The 19,174-nt window shown below is 40.2% G+C and carries 15 protein-coding genes, 1 pseudogene and 2 riboswitches; of the genes and pseudogenes, 3 read left to right on the top strand and 13 right to left on the bottom strand.

What is annotated here, in order from left to right; genetic code table 11:
* Nucleotides 1-5 precede the first annotated feature (5 nt).
* Nucleotides 6-770 (bottom strand): bifunctional demethylmenaquinone methyltransferase/2-methoxy-6-polyprenyl-1,4-benzoquinol methylase UbiE, encoded by a 765-nt coding sequence (gene ubiE / locus A6E03_RS00955; protein ID WP_065594511.1) that lies wholly within the window; start codon nucleotides 768-770, stop codon nucleotides 6-8.
* A 56-nt stretch (nucleotides 771-826) separates the two neighbouring features.
* Complete coding sequence (gene rmuC, locus A6E03_RS00950) at nucleotides 827-2,347, bottom strand: DNA recombination protein RmuC (protein ID WP_065594512.1); 1,521 nt, start codon at nucleotides 2,345-2,347, stop codon at nucleotides 827-829.
* A 127-nt stretch (nucleotides 2,348-2,474) separates the two neighbouring features.
* Between rmuC and A6E03_RS00945 the strand changes: the two genes are divergently transcribed.
* On the top strand, nucleotides 2,475-3,383 hold the full coding sequence (locus A6E03_RS00945) for a DMT family transporter (protein WP_065599990.1): 909 nt from the start codon (nucleotides 2,475-2,477) through the stop codon (nucleotides 3,381-3,383).
* A gap of 69 nt (nucleotides 3,384-3,452) precedes the next feature.
* On the opposite strand, the gene A6E03_RS00940 is transcribed toward A6E03_RS00945, so the two are convergent.
* Nucleotides 3,453-3,737: a hypothetical protein gene (locus A6E03_RS00940; protein ID WP_065594514.1), complete on the bottom strand. Its 285-nt coding sequence runs from the start codon at nucleotides 3,735-3,737 to the stop codon at nucleotides 3,453-3,455.
* 118 nt (nucleotides 3,738-3,855) lie between these two features.
* Nucleotides 3,856-5,085, bottom strand: coding sequence for a multidrug effflux MFS transporter (locus A6E03_RS00935; RefSeq protein ID WP_065594515.1), 1,230 nt, complete (start codon nucleotides 5,083-5,085; stop codon nucleotides 3,856-3,858).
* A gap of 97 nt (nucleotides 5,086-5,182) precedes the next feature.
* Here A6E03_RS00935 and A6E03_RS00930 point away from each other — a divergent pair, with 97 nt between their 5' ends.
* The gene (locus A6E03_RS00930) at nucleotides 5,183-6,148 is read left to right on the top strand and encodes a LysR family transcriptional regulator (protein WP_065594516.1); all 966 of its coding nucleotides are present in this window, start codon (nucleotides 5,183-5,185) and stop codon (nucleotides 6,146-6,148) included.
* Between the two features lie 80 nt (nucleotides 6,149-6,228).
* Nucleotides 6,229-8,022: an aminopeptidase P family protein gene (locus A6E03_RS00925; RefSeq protein WP_065599989.1), complete on the top strand. Its 1,794-nt coding sequence runs from the start codon at nucleotides 6,229-6,231 to the stop codon at nucleotides 8,020-8,022.
* A gap of 110 nt (nucleotides 8,023-8,132) precedes the next feature.
* Here A6E03_RS00925 and thiH read toward each other — a convergent pair whose 3' ends face one another.
* The 9 genes and pseudogenes from thiH to A6E03_RS00880 all read right to left on the bottom strand — a co-directional run bounded on the left by thiH (nucleotide 8,133) and on the right by A6E03_RS00880 (nucleotide 18,999).
* Complete coding sequence (thiH, locus tag A6E03_RS00920; protein ID WP_065599988.1) at nucleotides 8,133-9,245, bottom strand: 2-iminoacetate synthase ThiH; 1,113 nt, start codon at nucleotides 9,243-9,245, stop codon at nucleotides 8,133-8,135.
* Nucleotides 9,246-9,267: 22 nt separating this feature from the next.
* Nucleotides 9,268-10,038, bottom strand: a complete 771-nt coding sequence (locus tag A6E03_RS00915) for a thiazole synthase (RefSeq protein WP_017022927.1) — start codon at nucleotides 10,036-10,038, stop codon at nucleotides 9,268-9,270.
* Nucleotide 10,039: 1 nt separating this feature from the next.
* Nucleotides 10,040-10,252 (bottom strand): sulfur carrier protein ThiS, encoded by a 213-nt coding sequence (gene thiS / locus A6E03_RS00910; RefSeq protein WP_083190263.1) that lies wholly within the window; start codon nucleotides 10,250-10,252, stop codon nucleotides 10,040-10,042.
* Nucleotides 10,245-11,093, bottom strand: coding sequence for a HesA/MoeB/ThiF family protein (locus tag A6E03_RS00905; RefSeq protein ID WP_065599987.1), 849 nt, complete (start codon nucleotides 11,091-11,093; stop codon nucleotides 10,245-10,247). Before A6E03_RS00905 ends, thiS begins: the two co-directional genes overlap by 8 nt.
* Nucleotides 11,086-11,757: pseudogene (gene thiE / locus A6E03_RS00900) on the bottom strand (thiamine phosphate synthase); the annotation flags it as partial. The pseudogene thiE and the gene A6E03_RS00905, both read right to left, overlap by 8 nt.
* Before the next feature lie 74 nt (nucleotides 11,758-11,831).
* The gene (gene thiC, locus A6E03_RS00895; protein WP_065599986.1) at nucleotides 11,832-13,778 is read right to left on the bottom strand and encodes a phosphomethylpyrimidine synthase ThiC; all 1,947 of its coding nucleotides are present in this window, start codon (nucleotides 13,776-13,778) and stop codon (nucleotides 11,832-11,834) included.
* Nucleotides 13,779-13,964: 186 nt separating this feature from the next.
* A riboswitch (TPP riboswitch) is annotated at nucleotides 13,965-14,078 on the bottom strand.
* Nucleotides 14,079-14,266: 188 nt separating this feature from the next.
* Complete coding sequence (locus A6E03_RS00890; protein ID WP_065594524.1) at nucleotides 14,267-15,646, bottom strand: voltage-gated chloride channel family protein; 1,380 nt, start codon at nucleotides 15,644-15,646, stop codon at nucleotides 14,267-14,269.
* Nucleotides 15,647-15,773: 127 nt separating this feature from the next.
* Nucleotides 15,774-15,840: riboswitch (Fluoride riboswitch) on the bottom strand.
* Nucleotides 15,841-15,947: 107 nt separating this feature from the next.
* Nucleotides 15,948-16,142, bottom strand: coding sequence for a hypothetical protein (locus A6E03_RS00885; RefSeq protein ID WP_065594525.1), 195 nt, complete (start codon nucleotides 16,140-16,142; stop codon nucleotides 15,948-15,950).
* Nucleotides 16,143-16,242: 100 nt separating this feature from the next.
* On the bottom strand, nucleotides 16,243-18,999 hold the full coding sequence (locus tag A6E03_RS00880) for a pitrilysin family protein (protein ID WP_065599985.1): 2,757 nt from the start codon (nucleotides 18,997-18,999) through the stop codon (nucleotides 16,243-16,245).
* Nucleotides 19,000-19,174: the final 175 nt, after the last annotated feature.

Below are 19,174 nucleotides of genomic sequence, written 5' to 3'. Positions count from 1 at the left end.
ATCCTTTAAAACTTATAACCACGGTGCAATGCAACAATACCACCAGTAAGGTTGTAATAGTTTGCTTGCTCAAAACCTGCGTCTTCCATCATGCTTTTTAGTGTTTCTTGATCTGGGTGCATACGAATAGATTCCGCTAAATAACGATAGCTTTCAGCATCATTCGCGATCAATTCACCCATTTTAGGAAGTAAATGGAAAGAGTACGCATCATAGATTTTAGATAATGGTTCAATGATTGGTTTTGAGAACTCCAAGACCAATAGACGACCGCCAGGCTTTAATACACGAAACATCGAACGTAAGGCTTTATCTTTATCCGTGACGTTTCGTAGGCCAAAGCTAATAGTAATACAATCAAAGAAATCATCTGGGAAGGGTAATTCTTCAGCATTTGCTTGTACGTAATTTACGTTACCAACAATGCCCATATCGCGCAGTTTATCTCGACCAACATTCAACATTGAGTTGTTGATGTCCGCTAAAATAACTTGGCCCGTGTCACCAACGATACGTGAAAATTTAGCCGTAAGGTCTCCAGTACCGCCCGCTAAATCAAGAACTTTATGACCAGGACGTACGCCACTGCAATCAATCGTGAATCGTTTCCAAACACGGTGAACACCACCAGACATAAGGTCATTCATGATGTCGTATTTTGCTGCTACAGAGTGAAATACTTCTGCAACTTTCGCGACTTTCTCATCTTTCGCGACTGTGGTGAAGCCAAAGTGCGTTGTTTCTTCAGCAATGTTCATCTTGTCCGTCATTTTTCGTCCTCTAGAGATTGTTCGCTGAATCCCTACACTCTGAATTCAACAGCACTCTAGTCTACTTTATCCAAGCCGTTATCTCCAAGCGTTTGAATCGTATCTGCGTCAAAAGATTGCTCAATAAATTTACGATTTATGTCTCGCTTTACTTCGACACCTAGCTCTTTAAAGCTTTCAGCCTGACGAATAATATTGCCTCGTCCACTTGCCAATTTATTCATCGCACCTTGGTAGCTTTGATTCGCTTTATCTAACGAACTGCCTACCGCTTCCATATCATCGACAAACAAACGCATTTTGTCGTATAACTTACTGGCACGATCGGCGATGATTTTTGCGTTCTGATTTTGTCTTTCGTTTCGCCATAAATTACTGATGGTTCTTAATGCCACCAACAAGGTTGTTGGACTAACGATAATAATGTTCTGCTCCATTGCATCTGATATCAACGAGGGATCCGCTTCAATTGCCACTTGGAATGCAGGCTCTACAGGAATAAACATCAAGACATAATCTAAGCTGCGTAAGCCATTTAACTTATGATAATCCTTTTTACTGAGCCCTCGTAAATGTGCACGAATTGCCATTAAGTGCTCATCAAGCGCTTGCTCTTTTTGGTTAAAGTCATCACTGTTAAAAAATCGCTCGTAGGCAACCAAGGTCATTTTTGAATCGACCACGACATCTTTCTCGTCAGGTAAGTGAACAATTACATCGGGATAAAAACGCTTACCGTCTTCATCATCCATACTGACTTGGGTATCGTACTCATGGCCTTCTCGTAACCCTGACTCTTTTAGTACTCGGGCAAGGACGACTTCACCCCAATTACCTTGCTGTTTGTTGTCACCTTTTAGTGCATTGGTCAGGTTTACCGCTTCCTGTGTCATTCGTTCATTCAGCTGTTGTAAGCTACGAATTTCATGCACTAAAGTATGTCGCTCTTTGGCTTCAAAACCAAAACTGTCGTTAACCTGTCTTTTAAATCCTTCTAACTGCTCTTTTAATGGTGACAACAAGCCCTCTAAACTGACTTTATTTTGCTCATCAACGGTTTTGGTTTTTTGTTCAAATAACTGATTCGCTAAGTTTTCAAATTGCTGCTTTAAGCGCAACTCTGCACGCTCTAGCATCTCAAGTTTTTCTTGGCTCGATTTACGCTCTTCTTCATGACGCGCTTCTTGCTCTCGCAGTTCCGCTTCTACATTAGAATTCGCTTGGCGTGAAAACTCTAATTGTTGAGTTAAAAATTCTTTCTCTTTTTGGATGGCTTCAAAATAACGCAGCTTTTCCATGGCGGCCATTAAACGACCATGAGATTGTTTTTGTTCTTGGGCAAGCTTATCTCTTTCGAGATCCAGTTCATCCAACTCATTCTGCTGTTTCTCTAATTGCAGATTGAGTTGGTTTAATTGAGTTGATGCGAGTTTTTTTTCTGATTCTAATTCATGCTCTAATAAGGCTAATTCTTGTTGATTACGACTTTTTGCTAAGACATGTGCTACGGCATAAGCAATGCTTGCTCCCGCAAAACCAAACAATAAGTGCCCACCAAATTGATTAAAAAATTCCATAACTTACTCAATACAAAAACTTATTCTTATAGGATATTTTGATACTGGATAAATGTCCAGTTAACACTATTTATCAAGCGCAGGTACACTCCTGATCTAAATGGATTTCTAACTGAGAATAATAACAATGAACGAACGTCGTGCTTTAGGATTTGGTATCGCAGCGGTTCTATTATGGTCCACTGTTGCTACCGCGTTTAAAATTACTTTAGAACACTTTACACCAATTCAAATGCTCACCATTGCCAGTGCCGTTTCTATTCTTGCTTTGATTGGTGTTGCTGCTTATCAAAAAACATTATCGAAACTCATCGGCACCTTTATTGCCAACCCTTTGTATTACATTTTACTTGGCGCAATTAACCCTCTGGCTTATTACTTAGTTCTATTTAAATCTTACGACCTATTACCGGCTTCGCAAGCCCAACCAATAAACTACAGTTGGGCGATAACCTTAACGTTAATGGCCGCTGTTTTTCTTGGTCAAAAAATCAGAAAACAAGATTGGATTGCTTGCGTGTTGGGTTATTTTGGTGTGATCGTAATTGCAACTAAAGGCAATATTTTAGCACTAGAGTTTGATAGTCCATTAGGTGTTGGTTTAGCGCTATTTTCAACATTATTATGGGCGAGCTATTGGATCTTAAATGCGAAAAATAAAGCAGACCCAATTTTAGGATTACTACTTGGTTTCTTAGTCGCACTTCCTGTTGCGATTGGGTTGAGTATCTATGAAGGCGCACCTTGGGCACAAATCCCAATGAGTGGTTGGTTAGCGGTGTCTTATGTCGGTTTGTTTGAGATGGGCATAACGTTTGTATTGTGGTTATCTGCGTTGCGTTTAACTCAAAATACAGCACGTATCAGTAACCTAATTTTTGCGTCTCCGTTTATCTCTTTATTGCTTCTGGCAAATATCATTGGTGAAGAGATCCACCCATCAACATTGATTGGCTTGCTTATGATTGTGTGCGGATTATTAGTACAACAATTTTATGGAAAGAAAAAAGAGAAAGAAATTACCGGTAAAATTTAGTCGGCAACCTTTTATTTGATATAAAAAAAGCAGCGACTAATCGCTGCTTTTTTTGTTTACTCAAGCTATTTATTTACTTGCCAAATAAGCTTGGAAGTCTTCTAAAGAGACACCTTCTTTTGCCATCTCTTCAGCTAATTTCTTAGTCGTTTCGCCTTTGCGCTCTTCTATTACCACTTGAAATTGGTAAATAAGATCACGCAATGTTGGAACTGACACTTGTCTCGCAGCGCTTCGCACGCGCTCTTGGCTTTGGTTTCCTAACTCAGATAGAAGTTTACCAAACATTAGTTTTTCTGGTGACTCTTCCATCTGCTCTAGAACACGAGCCATTTCAATAATAGACATCGACATTGCGCGTTTTGCCTTTCAGTTGTCAATATTAGTAATAATGCTGAATATACACTGAAAGTCACATTAACTGAATATATTACGAACCAAAATCGTTCTTTTTCTGTTCAATTTATAGGAATTACTTCTCAGTAATGCCTGAATGCCAGCGTTGGCCTGTTTTAGTCAATAGGATCAGCAAGCCTGGGATAAGAAGCCACATCATTATCGTTAAGAGTTGTGCAGAAGGGAGTGCTAATCTTTGCATTGTGCCAACAATGACGCCCGCACCACTCATTTGAAATAACCCTAACAATGCAGCAGCAGTACCCGCTCTATCACCAAAAGGTGCTAATGCTTTACCTGCCGCCGAACCCAGTACCCATGCGAAGCCTACTGACGAGAAAAAGATCGGGACCATAAACGCCCAAGCTTGCTGAATATGTTGAAAACCAAGCATTAAACCACCAGCAATAACAAGTATGCTTAGGCCGAATAATAAGGCGTTTTTCGTTCCGAATCTGACCATGAATTTAGGTGCAGCAAAACACGCCGCGATATTTAATACCGCATTTACCGCAAACCAATTAGTAAATTCTTGCATTGTCAGTCCAAGCTTATCAATCAGAAATACTGGCGCTGAAGTAACATAAGCTAAGATAACTCCCATCGCTAACATACATAAGGTTGCGTGGAATAAGAAGGTTGGGTGCTGTAGTACCGACCAATAACGAGATGGACTGATTAAGCGCCCTGTTTGTACTGTGTCTTTCGGTTTTGTTTCTTTGTAATTAATCGCGATCAACGCTAGAGCGACAAGTGCAAATCCAGCCATAAAACTGAAGTTTGAACGCCAGCCAAAATGAATGGTTAAGTAACTGCCTAAAATAGGTGCTAATGCCGGAATAAAGCAGATTGCGCCATTAAGGTAACTGATCATTCGACCACTTTTCTCTGCACCAAATGAATCTCGCACTGAAGCAAATGCAGCAACTGACGTAGCGCAAGCACCAAAGCCTTGTAATAAACGGGCAATTAATAGCATTTCCATTTCTTGAGCTGAATAAGCTAATGCTGCACTCAAACCATAAATAACAATACCCGTTAATGCAATTGGGCGACGGCCATAACGGTCAGCTAATGGGCCTGCGAATAGTTGCCCAAGACCCATACTAAACATAAACCACGTAATCGTATCTTGACCTAGGGTTGAAGGCACTTGAAATTCGCTTACCATCATAGGTAAAGCAGGAAGATAAATATCAATCGCTAACGGGCTAAATAAAACCAAGATGACCATGAGAGTAATGATTTTTTTATCTGATTGTTGCGTAAACGGTGTTGCTGGTTGAGCGGAAACTGGCGTGTGCATGTGTAACTCCTAAAATAGTTCGAGGAGTGTACTCAATTAGAGATATGAACAGAAATGGTTTATATTCAGATCTAACATTCTCATTTGGAATATCTCTATGTTCTTCGAAAAGTTAGCTAAGATTGATCTCAACCTCCTTTTAACTCTGCATTTATTATTAGAGGAAAAAAGCGTAACACGCGCATCTCAACGCTTATGTTTGAGTCAATCCGCGGTCAGTAAAAACTTAGCTAAATTACGAGATCAATTTAATGACCCCCTTTTTACTCGTACTGCTTATGGCCTTCAACCCACAGCAAAAGCGCGCAATCTACAAGCACAACTGCATACCTTATTAAGTCATTTAGAGACCATCACAGAAGCATCGAGTTTTGAACCTCGGCACAGCCATTATCGATTTCGATTAGGGTTAGTAGAAAGCACCTATCCGTTGTTACTGCCACACTTCATGTCTTACATTTTAAATAAAGCGCCTAATGTCATGTTAGACACTCATCCTTGGGATATGACCACCTTGAAGAAATTGCAATCAGGAGAGATGGACATTGGAATTACAGGGAAAGATTTAGATCCAAAATACGCCAATATCACCATGCAAATGCCAGCGGATATACGAGGAAAAGAGATTTATCGAGACAGTCAAATGTGCTTAGTTAGACCAAACCATCCCGTATTAACACAAGAATGGACGTTAGATACTTATCTTCAGCAGCGCCACGTTCAAGTTCGCTGTGATGGTAAAGACCAATGGCTACTCGATTACAAATTGGCAGACCGAGGACTTGAGCGAAGCATTGGTATTATTGTCCCTGATTTTAATAGTGCAGCAAGTTTATGTACCCATACAGACTTAATATTTACGGCCCCTAGCCACTTTATTAAGCTGATTGCAAAACAACTTAATTTAGTCGTATTGCCTTTACCTACCGAATTACCTCAAATGGCCTATACACTTTTCTGGCATCAACAAAAAGAGAATGATGCTGCAAATTGCTGGCTGCGTAATACCATTATTAATCGCTGTAAAGATTTATCAGCATCAACAATTGCAGATGCGCTATAAAAGCGCTAGGTTATAACTCGAATAATAATCCCGCTTTCTGCCTCGCCATATACGGACAGAACACCAATAAGGATACTCAGATGCACCCACAGACTTCTCAACGCATTGAGCAACTTCGCTCATGGCTTGTTAAACAAGATTTTGACGCACTTATCATTCCACATGAAGATGAGTTTTTAGGCGAGTACATTCCTGAACATAATGAACGTTTATTATGGGCAACAGGATTTACAGGCTCTGCTGGTGCAGCGGTGATAACCAAAGATAAAGCTGCGATTTTTGTTGATGGTCGCTATACCGTTCAAGTTCGTAAACAAGTGCCTGCGGATGTGTTTGAGTACCGTCACTTACATGAAGAACCATTATTAGAATGGATTAAGGAAACACTTGCTACTCATTCAAAAGTCGCTGTAGACCCTAGAATGCATACTGCACAATGGTTAAAAAATGCCACGATAACGGTTGATGGTTTTGTTTCCTTAGAAACGATCACAACGAACCCTATTGACCTTTGTTGGGCAGAACGTCCAGAAGTAAAAGTGTCAGATGTTCGTTTAATGCCTATTGATCTAGTTGGTCAATCAAGCGCCGATAAGCGCAATGAGATAGCAGAAGAAGTTGCAAAGAAAAATGCGGATGCCGCACTATTGACGCAATTAGATTCTATTTGTTGGTTACTGAACGTTCGTGGTTTAGACGTATCTCGTTTGCCAGTGCTATTATCTCACGCCATTATTCATGCCGATGAAACCGTCGATTTTTTCTTAGATCCAGCTCGCCTACCTTCTGACTTTAGTCAACATGTTGGTCAAGGTGTTAGAGTACATAAACCTGAAGAACTACAATCAATTCTAGAATCACTTACAGGTAAAAAAGTATTAGTAGATTCTGCAACCTCAAATGCATGGATGTCACTTGTACTTTCAGCTGCTGGTGCCACTATCATAGAGGCATCTGACCCATGTTTATTGCCAAAAGCCGCTAAAAATGACACTGAAAAAGCAGGCATGAAAGCGTGTCACGTTCGTGATGGCGCAGCAATGGTGAAATTTTTAACGTGGTTTGATGCAGAAATCGAAGCGGGTAATTTACATGACGAAGCGGTGCTTGCTGATAAACTTCAAGGCTTCCGTGAAGAAGATGAAACATTAGCTGATTTAAGTTTTGATACTATCTCAGCGGCTGCAGGCAACGCCGCAATGTGCCACTATAATCATGAAAACCAACCTGAACCAGGCAAGCTACAAATGAACAGCTTATACCTTGTTGATTCAGGCGGTCAGTATCCAGATGGGACAACAGACATCACTCGAACTCTTGCGGTTGGCACTCCAAGTGATGATATTAAACAGCAGTTTACTTTAGTTTTAAAAGGTCACATTGGTTTAGCTTCTGCTCGCTTCCCTAAAGGTACATGTGGTCATCAATTAGATATTCTTGCTCGTCAACATTTATGGGCTCAAGGCTATGATTATGATCATGGTACTGGTCATGGTGTTGGTCACTTCTTAAGTGTTCACGAAGGCCCACAACGCATTGCTAAAGTCGTCAATAATACAGCTTTGCTTCCTGGTATGGTGTTATCAAACGAACCAGGTTACTACCGTGCAGACGAGTTTGGTATTCGTATTGAAAACTTAGAGTTGGTTGTTGAGATTGAAACTAAAGGTGATTTTTCAGTGCTTGGCTTTGAATCGTTAACTCGTTGCCCTATTGATAAACGCTTAATCAATATCGATATGCTAAACCGTCCAGAACTTGCTTGGTTAAACAATTACCATCAAAAAGTATGGAATGACGTCGGCCCATTAGTTGATGGCAAAGTGAAAGAATGGCTAAGAAAAGCAACGGCTGAATTAAGCTACGAAAGTTAATCAACGTAAACTAATTATTAAAAATTAAAATGCCACGAATTAACGTGGCATTTTTGTATTCATTTTTTAAATAGGTTTCACGTGAAACACTCAATTGTCATGAGAGCTAACTATCCCGAATAACTTCGCTCCCAATCTTTCCATACCGGTTCAAAACCCCTCGCCTTAACCGCTTGTGCAACCGCAGACGCTGAGCGCTCATCACTAATAGCAAATTGCTCTAATGCCTCTTCGTTATTTGCATAACCTCCAGGTTGAGTTTTTGATGCTGCAGAAACAGAAGTAATTCCAAGCGATAATACATTATCTCTAAAGTATTCAGACTCACGAGTAGACAGTGACAATTCAACTTCCGAATTTAATAAACGGTATGCACAGATTAACTGCACAAGCTGTTTATCACTCATGATTGATTTGGGTTGCAAAGCGCCTTCACATGGACGCAAACGTGGAAAGGAAATCGAGTACCTTGTTTGCCAGTACGTACGCTCCAAGTAATCTAAATGCGCAGCCACATAAAAACAATCGGTGCGCCACTCTTCTAAACCAATCAAGGCTCCAATGCCTATTTTATCAATCCCTGCTTTGGCTAATCTGTCCGGCGTTTCTAAGCGGTAGTTAAAGTCCGTTTTGTTACCTCGCAAATGATGTTCCGCATACGTCGATGGATGGTAAGTTTCTTGGTACACCATCACGGCATCTAAACCCAATGTTTTTAGTTCTGCATATTCGTGTTGATCTAATGGTTGAACTTCCATGGCCAAATAATTAAATGACCGCTTAATTTGAGGAACCGTATCACGGAAATAATTCATCCCAACTTTGGTTTCATGCTCTCCAGTCACCAAAAGTACACTGTCAAAATTCATCGCTTTAATCGCATCAATCTCGTTAGCAATTTCATCTTGATTCAAGGTCTTTCGTTTAATTCGATTCTCCATCGAGAACCCACAATAAGTACACGCGTTTGCACATAGGTTCGAAAGATAAAGAGGAATATAAAACCCCATGGTATGGCCAAATCGCTGGCGAGTCAGCCGCGCGGATTCTTGAGCCATTTGCTCTAAATACCCTTCTGCGGCTGGTGAGATTAACGCTTTAAAATCGTCTAAATTACGCTTTGGTTTGTTCAACGCTCTTTCTACGTCTTGCGCTGTTTTACTGTAGATGGAGAGTTTGACCTCATCCCAATTCAGTTTTTTCCATTCATCAGTAAACGTCATCGTCTTTCCTTAGCCTCGGGAGTTAATCCAAAAATGCCGTTAATGGGCTCGATGCCACCGCTTGAGAACTCACAGACGCCAACCCATTTTCATACGCTAATCGTCCAGACTGAACCGCCAACTTAAATGCCGTAGCCATCGCCACTGGATTTCTTGCTGCAGCAATCGCGGTGTTCACCAATACCGCATCAGCACCCAACTCCATCGCAAAGGCCGCATGCGATGGTGCGCCAATTCCAGCATCAACCACAACGGGCACTTTTGCTTGATCGATAATAATCTCTAAAAAATCACGACTCACAATGCCTTTGTTTGACCCAATAGGCGCACCCAACGGCATCACTGCCGCACAACCGACTTCTTCAAGTCGTTTGCATAACACCGGATCAGCGTGGCAATAAGGCAATACAATAAATCCTTGGCGAACTAATTCTTCCGCCGCTTTTAATGTCTCAATCGGATCGGGCATTAGGTATTTTGGATCTGGGTGGATTTCCAATTTCAACCAATTAGTTTGCAATGCCTCTCTGGCTAACTGAGCCGCAAAAATCGCTTCTCGGGCATTTTTAGCTCCAGATGTATTAGGCAGTAAATTTATGCCCGCTGTAATAATTGGCTTTAAAATGTCATCCTCAGGATTGCTCACGTCCACTCGTTTTAATGCCATCGTTGCGAGCTCAGAACCCGACTCAATTAATGCCTGCTGCATTATTAACGAATTGGGGAATTTTCCTGTTCCAGTAAACAACCGAGAAGAAAATGGTGTATTTGCGATAATCAATGGTTGTGTCATATCAGCCTCCTGCAATGGCTTGGAATAAGGAAATAGATTCACCGTCAGATAAACCACGTTGTTGCCATTCACTTCGAGGAACGATTTGTTGGTCAATAGCTAACGCACACCCTTGAGTTTCTATTTGTTGATGAGATAGAAACATGAATAACGTCATTTTCTTTTCAACCCGATGCACAACCCCATTTAATTCCACACTAATTAAATTATTCACTGACCGATTCTCTCTCTTTATTACATGTTTCACGTGAAACATCGTTAAAATCACTTGGTGACTGACAGACAGGACAACAATGATCTTTGGGAATACCCATCGTCGACCAAGATAATGACTTACCATTAAATTGATGCAGTGAACTCCATGCCATCCACTCAGGTTTCGTTAAATACTTAATTGTCTCTAAGGCTTGTAGATTGCCTATCATGCCAACCACTGGCCCAATAATTCCGAAAGATTGACAGTTTTTCGTTTGTTGGCTTTCAATAAAAGGGAACAGACAGTGATAACAAGACGACGATGTGTTGCCTAACTCATCACCCTTATTTGAAAACAACATCAATTGTCCTTGCCAACCAATCGCTGCGCCAGAAATTAAAGGCACCTGATGTTGAACACAGGCGGCATTAATATTGTGACGTGTTGTTAAGTTATCAGTGCAATCCAGAACAACATCGACCTGAGTAATGAATCGTGAAAGCGCAGGTTCTGTTAGGTGCTTCGTTATCACCTCAATCGTGATCGTCTTGTTTATCGATTGCAGTTCTTGAGCCATCGCTAACGCTTTATTCTGTTTTATACTCTGCTCACGATAAACCACTTGCCTCTGTAAGTTACTAAGTTCAACGTCATCGCCATCGGCAATAATCAACGTTCCCACGCCAGCAGCAGCCAAATACATTCCAACAGATGATCCCAACCCTCCGCAACCAACCATTAGCACGGTGCTATTTCGAAGAGACAATTGTCCTCGCTCACCAATATCAGGCAACATGATTTGTCGGCTATAACGAAGGAAATCTTGATCATTTAATCCTTCCATCAATAAATTACTCATCCATCACCTCAAGTGCATTTTGCGTTTTAAGAAGGTAATCGGATGTTCTTGGTTGGGCTAAAATCGCAGAAAACTGATTGACGGCTTTTTCAATATTATCGGCTTGAGTGATAGCTCGAACGACCGCAATGCTATCAACGCCTGTTTGCCACACTTGCTCAGCAACCGTTAAATCAATACCACCGATAGCAACGGTTGGTATATCACCCGCTAATTTTCTGTTGTTCGCTAAGTTAACTAAACCTTGAGGTTCTGATGGCATGTCTTTGGTCGGCGTAGGGAAAATATGACCAAGAGCTAAGTAACTTGGGTTCAGTGCTTTAACGGTCATTAACTCACTGTCATCGTGAGTAGATAGCCCTAAACAAATACCGGCATCAGAGATGGCAAGTAAATCGGCCACTTCAATGTCTTCTTGTCCAAGATGAATACCAAACGCGCCATGCTTTATTGCTAGTTGCCAATAGTCATTAATAAAGACTTGGGCATCATATTCACGGCCGAGTCTAATCGCTTTGATGATCTGGTTTTCTAAATCAGGGTGTTCTGGGTTTTTAATTCGTAATTGAATGGTTTGAACATTAAGTTTAAGTAAGGTTTCTATCCATGCCACATCATCTACCACAGGGTAAAGGCCAAACTTTTCTCTATCTATTGCTGGGAAAAAATACATCGTTTGAACTCCATATCAGTGTTTCACGTGAAACACTGATAGTAATTTTATGGGTAAAAAGAGAATTAACTTTCCAGTGTTTCCGCACCAAAAGCTGGATGATAAAGCTCAGAACCGGACGCCTTAAACTCTGCTGATTTTTGACGCATCCCTTCAAGTGGATCGTCAATCATCTTAATGTTTATCGCTTGGTCTAATGCAACTTGATCAATATCTTTGGCATACTCACGAACCTCTTGTGAAATTTTCATTGAGCAGAATTTAGGTCCGCACATTGAACAAAAGTGAGCTACCTTGCCCGACTCTTGAGGCAGCGTTTCATCATGAAATTCACGAGCCGTAATCGGATCAAGTGACAGATTAAACTGGTCTTCCCAACGAAATTCAAAACGGGCTTTTGATAAGGCGTTATCTCGAATTTGAGCACCCGGGTGACCTTTGGCTAAATCACCTGCATGAGCGGCTAATTTATAGGTGATCAAACCAATCTTAACGTCTTCTTTATTCGGTAGGCCTAAGTGCTCTTTTGGTGTGACATAACAAAGCATTGCACAGCCGTACCATCCAATCATGGCCGCACCAATTCCCGACGTTATATGATCATAGCCAGGAGCAATATCAGTCGTTAACGGGCCTAATGTATAGAACGGTGCTTCATGACAATGCTTGAGTTGCTCGTCCATGTTCTCTTTGATCATGTGCATTGGCACATGACCCGGCCCCTCAATAATCACTTGAACATCGTATCCCCAAGCAACCTTAGTTAACTCACCGAGCGTTCTCAATTCAGCAAACTGTGCTTCATCATTGGCATCCGCAATTGAACCCGGACGTAAGCCATCCCCTAAAGAAAGAGAAACATCGTACTTTGCACAAATCTCACAAATCTCACGAAAATGCGTATATAAGAAACTTTCTTGATGATGCGCTAAACACCATTTTGCAATGATAGAACCGCCGCGAGAGACAATTCCGGTGACTCTTTTCGCCGTCATTGGTACATAACGAAGTAATAATCCAGCATGAATCGTAAAGTAATCTACACCCTGCTCCGCTTGCTCAATTAAGGTATCTCGCATCACTTCCCAGTTTAGGTTCTCAGCCACGCCATTTACTTTTTCAAGTGCTTGGTACATAGGAACAGTGCCAATGGGTACTGGGCTATTGCGTAAAATCCATTCACGAGTTTCATGGATATTTCGACCAGTAGATAAGTCCATTACGGTATCGCCGCCCCAACGCGTAGACCAAACCAACTTCTCGACTTCTTCTTCAATCGACGAACTGACCGATGAATTACCAATGTTGGCATTAACTTTAATTAAAAAATTACGACCAATGATCATTGGTTCTGCTTCTGGATGATTGATATTGGCAGGAATAATCGCTCGCCCTTCGGCGACTTCGTTACGTACAAATTCAGGGGTAATTTCTTTTGGAAGGTTGGCACCAAAACTGTGGCCAGCATGCTGATGATTTAGTTGTTCATCTGCAAATTTTTGACGTCCCATGTTTTCACGGATCGCGATGTATTCCATTTCTGGGGTAATAATACCTTGGCGAGCATAATAAAGTTGGGTAACACATTGTCCTTTTTTCGCTCGACGAATGGTTGGTAGATTGCCATAACGAAGCTCATCTAATGTGTCATCAGCCAATCGTTCTTGGGAGTAAACCGAACTAACCCCACCTAGCATTTCTGTATCAGCTCGTTCCTCTACCCAACGCTCACGCAATTTTGGCAAGCCTTGATAAACATCAATGTCGTAATTTGGATCGGTATAGACCCCAGACGTGTCATACACCTGGATAGGTTCATTTGGTTCAAGAATTGGATTTTCTTTACTGCCACCGACTAAGCTATCAGCCAGAGAAATTTCACGCATAGGCACGCGAATATCAGAGCGTGAACCTTGAATATAGACTTTGCTTGAGTTGGGGTATGGTTGAACCGATAACGATTCGATATTAGTTTTAGCATCTAAACGTGCTTGTTTACGACTTGACGACATAGCAAAATTCCTTGGTAAAAATAGAATAATTGCTTGTCGGATTTGAGTTGTAGCAAGAGGTTCTCAGTATGAAATAAAATGTATCTGTAAGCTTTTATCACTCACGCCGATGTTACTTTCAATAATAATAAAATTATAATGATTCTATTACCTATCAAATAATTCAGCTATTTTTCATAACTAAGATGTAGATTATCTCTTGTTCCCTTCGCAGGTATTAGCCTGATCAGGTTCTACGGATCCCGCAATGCGGTCTCAGCTCGTACTTTAAAAAAGTACTAAGCACTCCGACAAGTTTCTTTCAGAATTTCTTGGTGAAAAACTGAACGTTATCGGAGTATAAAGAAAGTAAATTGAAATTGAAACGAAGAAAGGCATTGTTTCACGCTGGTTGGTGGAGTTTGCGAGTTAAAGCATGTCCAACTCTAACTCACAGACAACGGTAAATTAGATTCCAATCTACCGTAATAGCAATGTTCCACGTGAAACTACTTATCACCTTTCATCAATTTTTTAGCCATGTGCTTTAACGTCGATGAATTATATTCTCGATATGACCCAATTTTATTAGAGCCATCATGATCACGACCATGCTCTAATGTTTTAGATACCGCTACACGTTGAGATGAATAAATCCCAGTATGACCACTGAAGTAATAAGCGGTATAACACGCTAACGCAAAGTAAGGTAAGTAATCCGCGCCAAACAACTCAACCCCCATGATTGTACACGCTAGCGGAGTGTTGGTTGCTGCTGCAAATACGGCTAAAAATCCTAAAGCTGCAAACAGATCAACTGGCGCTCCCATCACCCAAGCTAAGAAGTTACCGAAGGTTGCACCAACAAAAAACAGTGGTGTTACTTCTCCCCCTTTATAACCAGCAGCTAACGTTATCGCGGTAAGCAATAACTTCAAAATCCAGCTATACCATTCTGCTCCGCCAGCACTAAATGCGGAGGTAATACTCACACCGCCATCCCGACTTGGGTATACCCCTATACCAATATAATCGTAGTTACCAATAAGTTGAGTGATACCAATCACCATTAAACCGCCAACAACCACGATGAGATATGGATTTTTTAACGTGGCATTAAATAGGTCTTTAAAACCATGGGTTAATTCGCCAAACAAATAACCCACAAAACCAAACGCAATCGCAGCAACAATTACCTTAGCCATCAATACCAGATCAATATCAACCACATGACCAAACAAGGTACTGACTTGATCAAAACTAATTAAGTAATGAGTATGATGAGCACCCCATGCAGAGGCGACGACATTCGCTAAAATTGCCGCTAACAAAGCAGGAATGATTGCATTGAATTTAATTCGACCAATAAATAACACTTCAAGCGCAAAGATAGCGCCAGTAAATGGGGTACCAAAGATAGAAGCAAAACCCGCAGCAACACCAGCAGTCAGCATCATTCGTCGGTCATCTTCAGATAACTTAAATACTCTTGATAACCAATCCGTTGTTGCACCACCAATCTGAACAGCGGTCCCTTCTCGACCAGCAGAACCACCAAATAGATGAGTAATAACGGTTGTGATCAGAACTAAAGGCCCCATTCGAACTGGAACCCCCTCACCAGCCTGATTTATCTCATCCATAATCAAATTATTACCACCGGCTGAGTTCTTACCCCAGTTACGGTAGCTATAAACAATCACTAACCCTGCAAGAGGCAAAAGGTAAATTAACCAAGGGTTATTGATTCGAGTCTGAGTTGCCTCGCTGAGCAACCATAAAAAGAAGGCATTAAATGAACCAACGAGCAAAGCAACCGGAAGTATAAGTAAAGACCAACGGAATACTTGGAAAATATTTTGAAAATTTCGATTAAGAGGATGTGCCATGAATTTCTATCTTTTAATATATGGTTAATCAAAAGGATAGACTATCTTAGAAGAGAAGAGAAATAACAAACAGCTCTACTATAGACGGATCTATCCAAAAACTATCAGAGTTATCTGATAAGGATACGCTACAGTAGGAATCATTATCTCTAAATTAGAGCGGTTAAAGGTGGAAATCCATCACCTGATGAACGGTACGCATACCAATCAACAGAAGAAATGCTACTCCTATCATTAATAAATGGCAAATAAAAAGGCGCTTAATTATTTAAGCGCCTTTTTAGTAACTCTTGTAAATAACTTACCAAGTAAGTACAGGAGTGTAACCACTCACCGCATTAACCATTTTAGTATTTACACTTTCGAATCCTTTCCAAAGTTTTTTAGTTACGTTTGATTTTTTCTTTCTTGATTGCTGTTTGCCATACATTTCTTCGTTCAGCATATTTTTTGCAGCAACTTGACCAAGATAGACAGAACCTAAATCGTAATTCATTGTTATAAAACCTTAGCGATTAATTAAGCAACGAATTGTACTGCTTACCTTCCAAAAAACAAGATCTAGATCACACTTTATTTACATAAAAAAATGAAATTTATCGCTTTGTTGGTGTTGCTAAGTATGTAGACTTACGAACATCGTCTCCAAATGTACTCTGGATTAACGCCGTCATCTCCTGCGAATGTATAGAATCAGCTGTCTTTTGAATATTCAATAACGCATCAATTCCATAGCCATGTATTGTGTACCTCGTAAATAGCCAGGCTTGTTGTGATGAGTTATTTTTCATCGGGGACAAATCAACCACTAACTGTTTTGCAGCAGAACGGGTTTCCTCTTCGGACACTCCATTTAATAAATCAGCAATCACTTTATCTATCGCTGATTCAATAAGCTCCGCATTTTTTGGGGCAACTTGAGCACCAACAATCCAATTACTTCGTAACTCACCATCAAAATTTATGATTTCTGCATAAGGTGCATAATCTAAGCTCAGCTCTTCACGCACATAAGACATCAAACGTTTAGATACAATGCGTTGCATCATATCGTTCATAAACAAGGTTTTTGCAGATAGCTTCTCATCAGCCTTATTCGCAATAAAATGAGCGATATAGTGACTGTTGTTTTCGGTATTAACTGCCATTGTAAAGCTAGGCTCAAATGATTCTTTGTAGCCTGCGGCATAGTTAACTGGTTCAGAATTAGCGAATTGAATACTAGCCACATATTGGCGAAGTAATGGTTTTAACTCTGTTGGTTTAAGATCAGCAACAATCACTAACTGATAATTTCTATTCTGTTGGAATAATAATTGATGTATTTGTTTTATTTGATCATCAGTTACGTCAGCCACTCCAGTGCCTTCCAGTAATCGATGGCTACTCGTTACTACATACGTATTGTGGTTAATCGCTTGAGTAAATTTACCTAATGGCGTTTCTAGGTATGCACTGCGGTTTTGATTAAACTCCTGTTTTACTGCTTTAAGCTGGTCAGCATCGACTTTTATCTCAGACATCAACGTTGATAAGATAGCAAAACTTTCTGCAACCCCTTCTCTATTGGTGAAGACTTCAATGCCATGATGAGTAAAGTTAATATATGGATAAAGCTCAATATCATTACGTCTTAGATGGGCATCTAATTGAGACCCAGTAAGGTCGCCTAATCCACTGCGACTAACAACAGGAATCGCAATGTTTGCAGCCGGGATTAAGTTTGAAGTCAATGCTGCCATTCCCCCTTTGCTTGCTAACGAGATACTGATGTCATCCCCTGAGTTCACATCTCTTAAATACAGTACATTAATGCCATTATCTAACGTCCAGCTTGTTAAGTTTCTTTCGCTCGATATTAATTCTTCTGAAAGAAGACTTCCAGAAATAGCAGGAACTGGGAAAGCAGAGGTAACATTATTAAGTAAAGGCTTATTACCCTGCTTGTTATACAGAGATCTTAATTCAGGAATTCTTAGTTTAGTCGCATCAATACTTTCACTCGCATCTAAACCAATACCAAATTGGTAAGTGCTTGATAGCAAATCATCCATATGTTGATTAACAACCGTAAGATCTACCATAGAGATAAAAGCTTCCAAGCTTTCTTTATAATCTAAAATAGACTGACTTGGTTGCTGGTTAACGATATTCATTGATTTGTTTTCAGCATGATCAACCGCGTTTAAATCATCTTGGTTTTTACCAATATTATCTAATTCATATTGATAATATTTTACGATGTCTTCTAGCTCATTGGCCGTTGCACCATAGTCACGTAAAGAAGCCAACACCTCTAAAAATTGCGTTTCACTTTGCTCTCTGTAACGTGCGGGGAATGATACTGAAGAAATTGAATAGCGACGGTCTGAAACAAAATATTCTGTCGAATAAATCCACTGAGCTGGCATTGCTGCATCTAAAAATGCAGCATTCATTCTTTGTTCAATTAATTTTTGAGTAATGTAATCTAACCAAAGCTGATGTTGTTTTTCTCTGCTTTGAACATTCGCGTTTCCACGATCAATAATCATATTGATGCTTGGTGCTTCGCCACCCGCAATATAACCAATAAAATCAGATGTATTTAATACCTCCTTTTCCATTGTTGTTACCGTAGTGGTGCCTTTTTCCCAAGAAGTGAAGTGTTTTTTAACGAGTTTAGTCGCTTGCGCTAAAGTAACGTCTCCCGAGATAATGATTTCAACTAATTGTGGTTGATACCATTTCTTATAAAACTCGCTTAATGTTTCTGAAGACGCTGACACAACCGATTCTTTATCACCAAGAGGATCATAAGCATCATATGAATTGTTAGTCATGTGCTCATAAAATTGTGTCGATATGTTTTTCTCTTCAAGCCGAGAATATCGAAATTCACCAAGGATAACGTCTTTCTCTTTTTCTACTTCTTTAGAAGAAAGTTCAATACCATCTCCAATATCTCGCATCCAAGTAAGTGCGTTGTTTAATTCACTATTATTTGGAAGATCTAACTTATAAACGGTTTCCTCATAAGAAGTATACGCATTAATATCAGCACCGAAACTGAGTCCCGCATTTTCAAATAAAGAAATTACGTCATTTTGAGAAAAATGTTCACTTCCATTAAACGCCATGTGTTCTACGAAGTGCGCATATCCCTTTTGGTCTTGTGTCTCTTGAAATGAGCCAGCGTGAATAATCAGTCTTACTGAGACCTCTTTTTCTGTGTCTGGATAAATATGGTAACGAAGTCCATTATCAAGTTGTTCACTGACCCAATTAGGATCTGCTTTTATTGGGGTCTCGGGGTGAGTTGCGCAGCCTATAACGAATAAAGAAAAAGCTATTGGTAACCAATAAGTTTTCATAATGCATCCTGGTAATTATATTTATATTTTATAAGATCGTAATCTAAATATAAATCACACATAAATGCAACAGATAGATCTAAACGATTATTATTACGGACGTTTATTTTGTAATTTGCGAGATAAGTACTCCCAACACGCGTGTTCTTATAGTGGGGGGGATCCGTGGCTCTTT

It is taken from the genome of Aliivibrio sp. 1S128 (genome assembly GCF_001691065.1).
GTDB lineage: Bacteria > Pseudomonadota > Gammaproteobacteria > Enterobacterales > Vibrionaceae > Aliivibrio.
The sequence above is the reverse complement of the archived record's forward strand: the minus strand, read 5'-3'. Positions and strand labels throughout refer to the sequence as shown.

Excerpts from the sequence above, each read along its gene's own strand:
- ubiE (WP_065594511.1), bottom strand. The coding sequence starts at position 770 with ATGACGGACAAGATGAACATTGCTGAAGAAACAACGCACTTTGGCTTC.
- rmuC (WP_065594512.1), bottom strand. The coding sequence starts at position 2,347 with ATGGAATTTTTTAATCAATTTGGTGGGCACTTATTGTTTGGTTTTGCG.
- A6E03_RS00945 (WP_065599990.1), top strand. The coding sequence starts at position 2,475 with ATGAACGAACGTCGTGCTTTAGGATTTGGTATCGCAGCGGTTCTATTA.
- A6E03_RS00940 (WP_065594514.1), bottom strand. The coding sequence starts at position 3,737 with ATGTCGATGTCTATTATTGAAATGGCTCGTGTTCTAGAGCAGATGGAA.
- A6E03_RS00935 (WP_065594515.1), bottom strand. The coding sequence starts at position 5,085 with ATGCACACGCCAGTTTCCGCTCAACCAGCAACACCGTTTACGCAACAA.
- A6E03_RS00930 (WP_065594516.1), top strand. The coding sequence starts at position 5,183 with ATGTTCTTCGAAAAGTTAGCTAAGATTGATCTCAACCTCCTTTTAACT.
- A6E03_RS00925 (WP_065599989.1), top strand. The coding sequence starts at position 6,229 with ATGCACCCACAGACTTCTCAACGCATTGAGCAACTTCGCTCATGGCTT.
- thiH (WP_065599988.1), bottom strand. The coding sequence starts at position 9,245 with ATGACGTTTACTGATGAATGGAAAAAACTGAATTGGGATGAGGTCAAA.
- A6E03_RS00915 (WP_017022927.1), bottom strand. The coding sequence starts at position 10,038 with ATGACACAACCATTGATTATCGCAAATACACCATTTTCTTCTCGGTTG.
- A6E03_RS00905 (WP_065599987.1), bottom strand. The coding sequence starts at position 11,093 with ATGAGTAATTTATTGATGGAAGGATTAAATGATCAAGATTTCCTTCGT.
- thiC (WP_065599986.1), bottom strand. The coding sequence starts at position 13,778 with ATGTCGTCAAGTCGTAAACAAGCACGTTTAGATGCTAAAACTAATATC.
- A6E03_RS00890 (WP_065594524.1), bottom strand. The coding sequence starts at position 15,646 with ATGGCACATCCTCTTAATCGAAATTTTCAAAATATTTTCCAAGTATTC.
- A6E03_RS00885 (WP_065594525.1), bottom strand. The coding sequence starts at position 16,142 with ATGAATTACGATTTAGGTTCTGTCTATCTTGGTCAAGTTGCTGCAAAA.
- A6E03_RS00880 (WP_065599985.1), bottom strand. The coding sequence starts at position 18,999 with ATGAAAACTTATTGGTTACCAATAGCTTTTTCTTTATTCGTTATAGGC.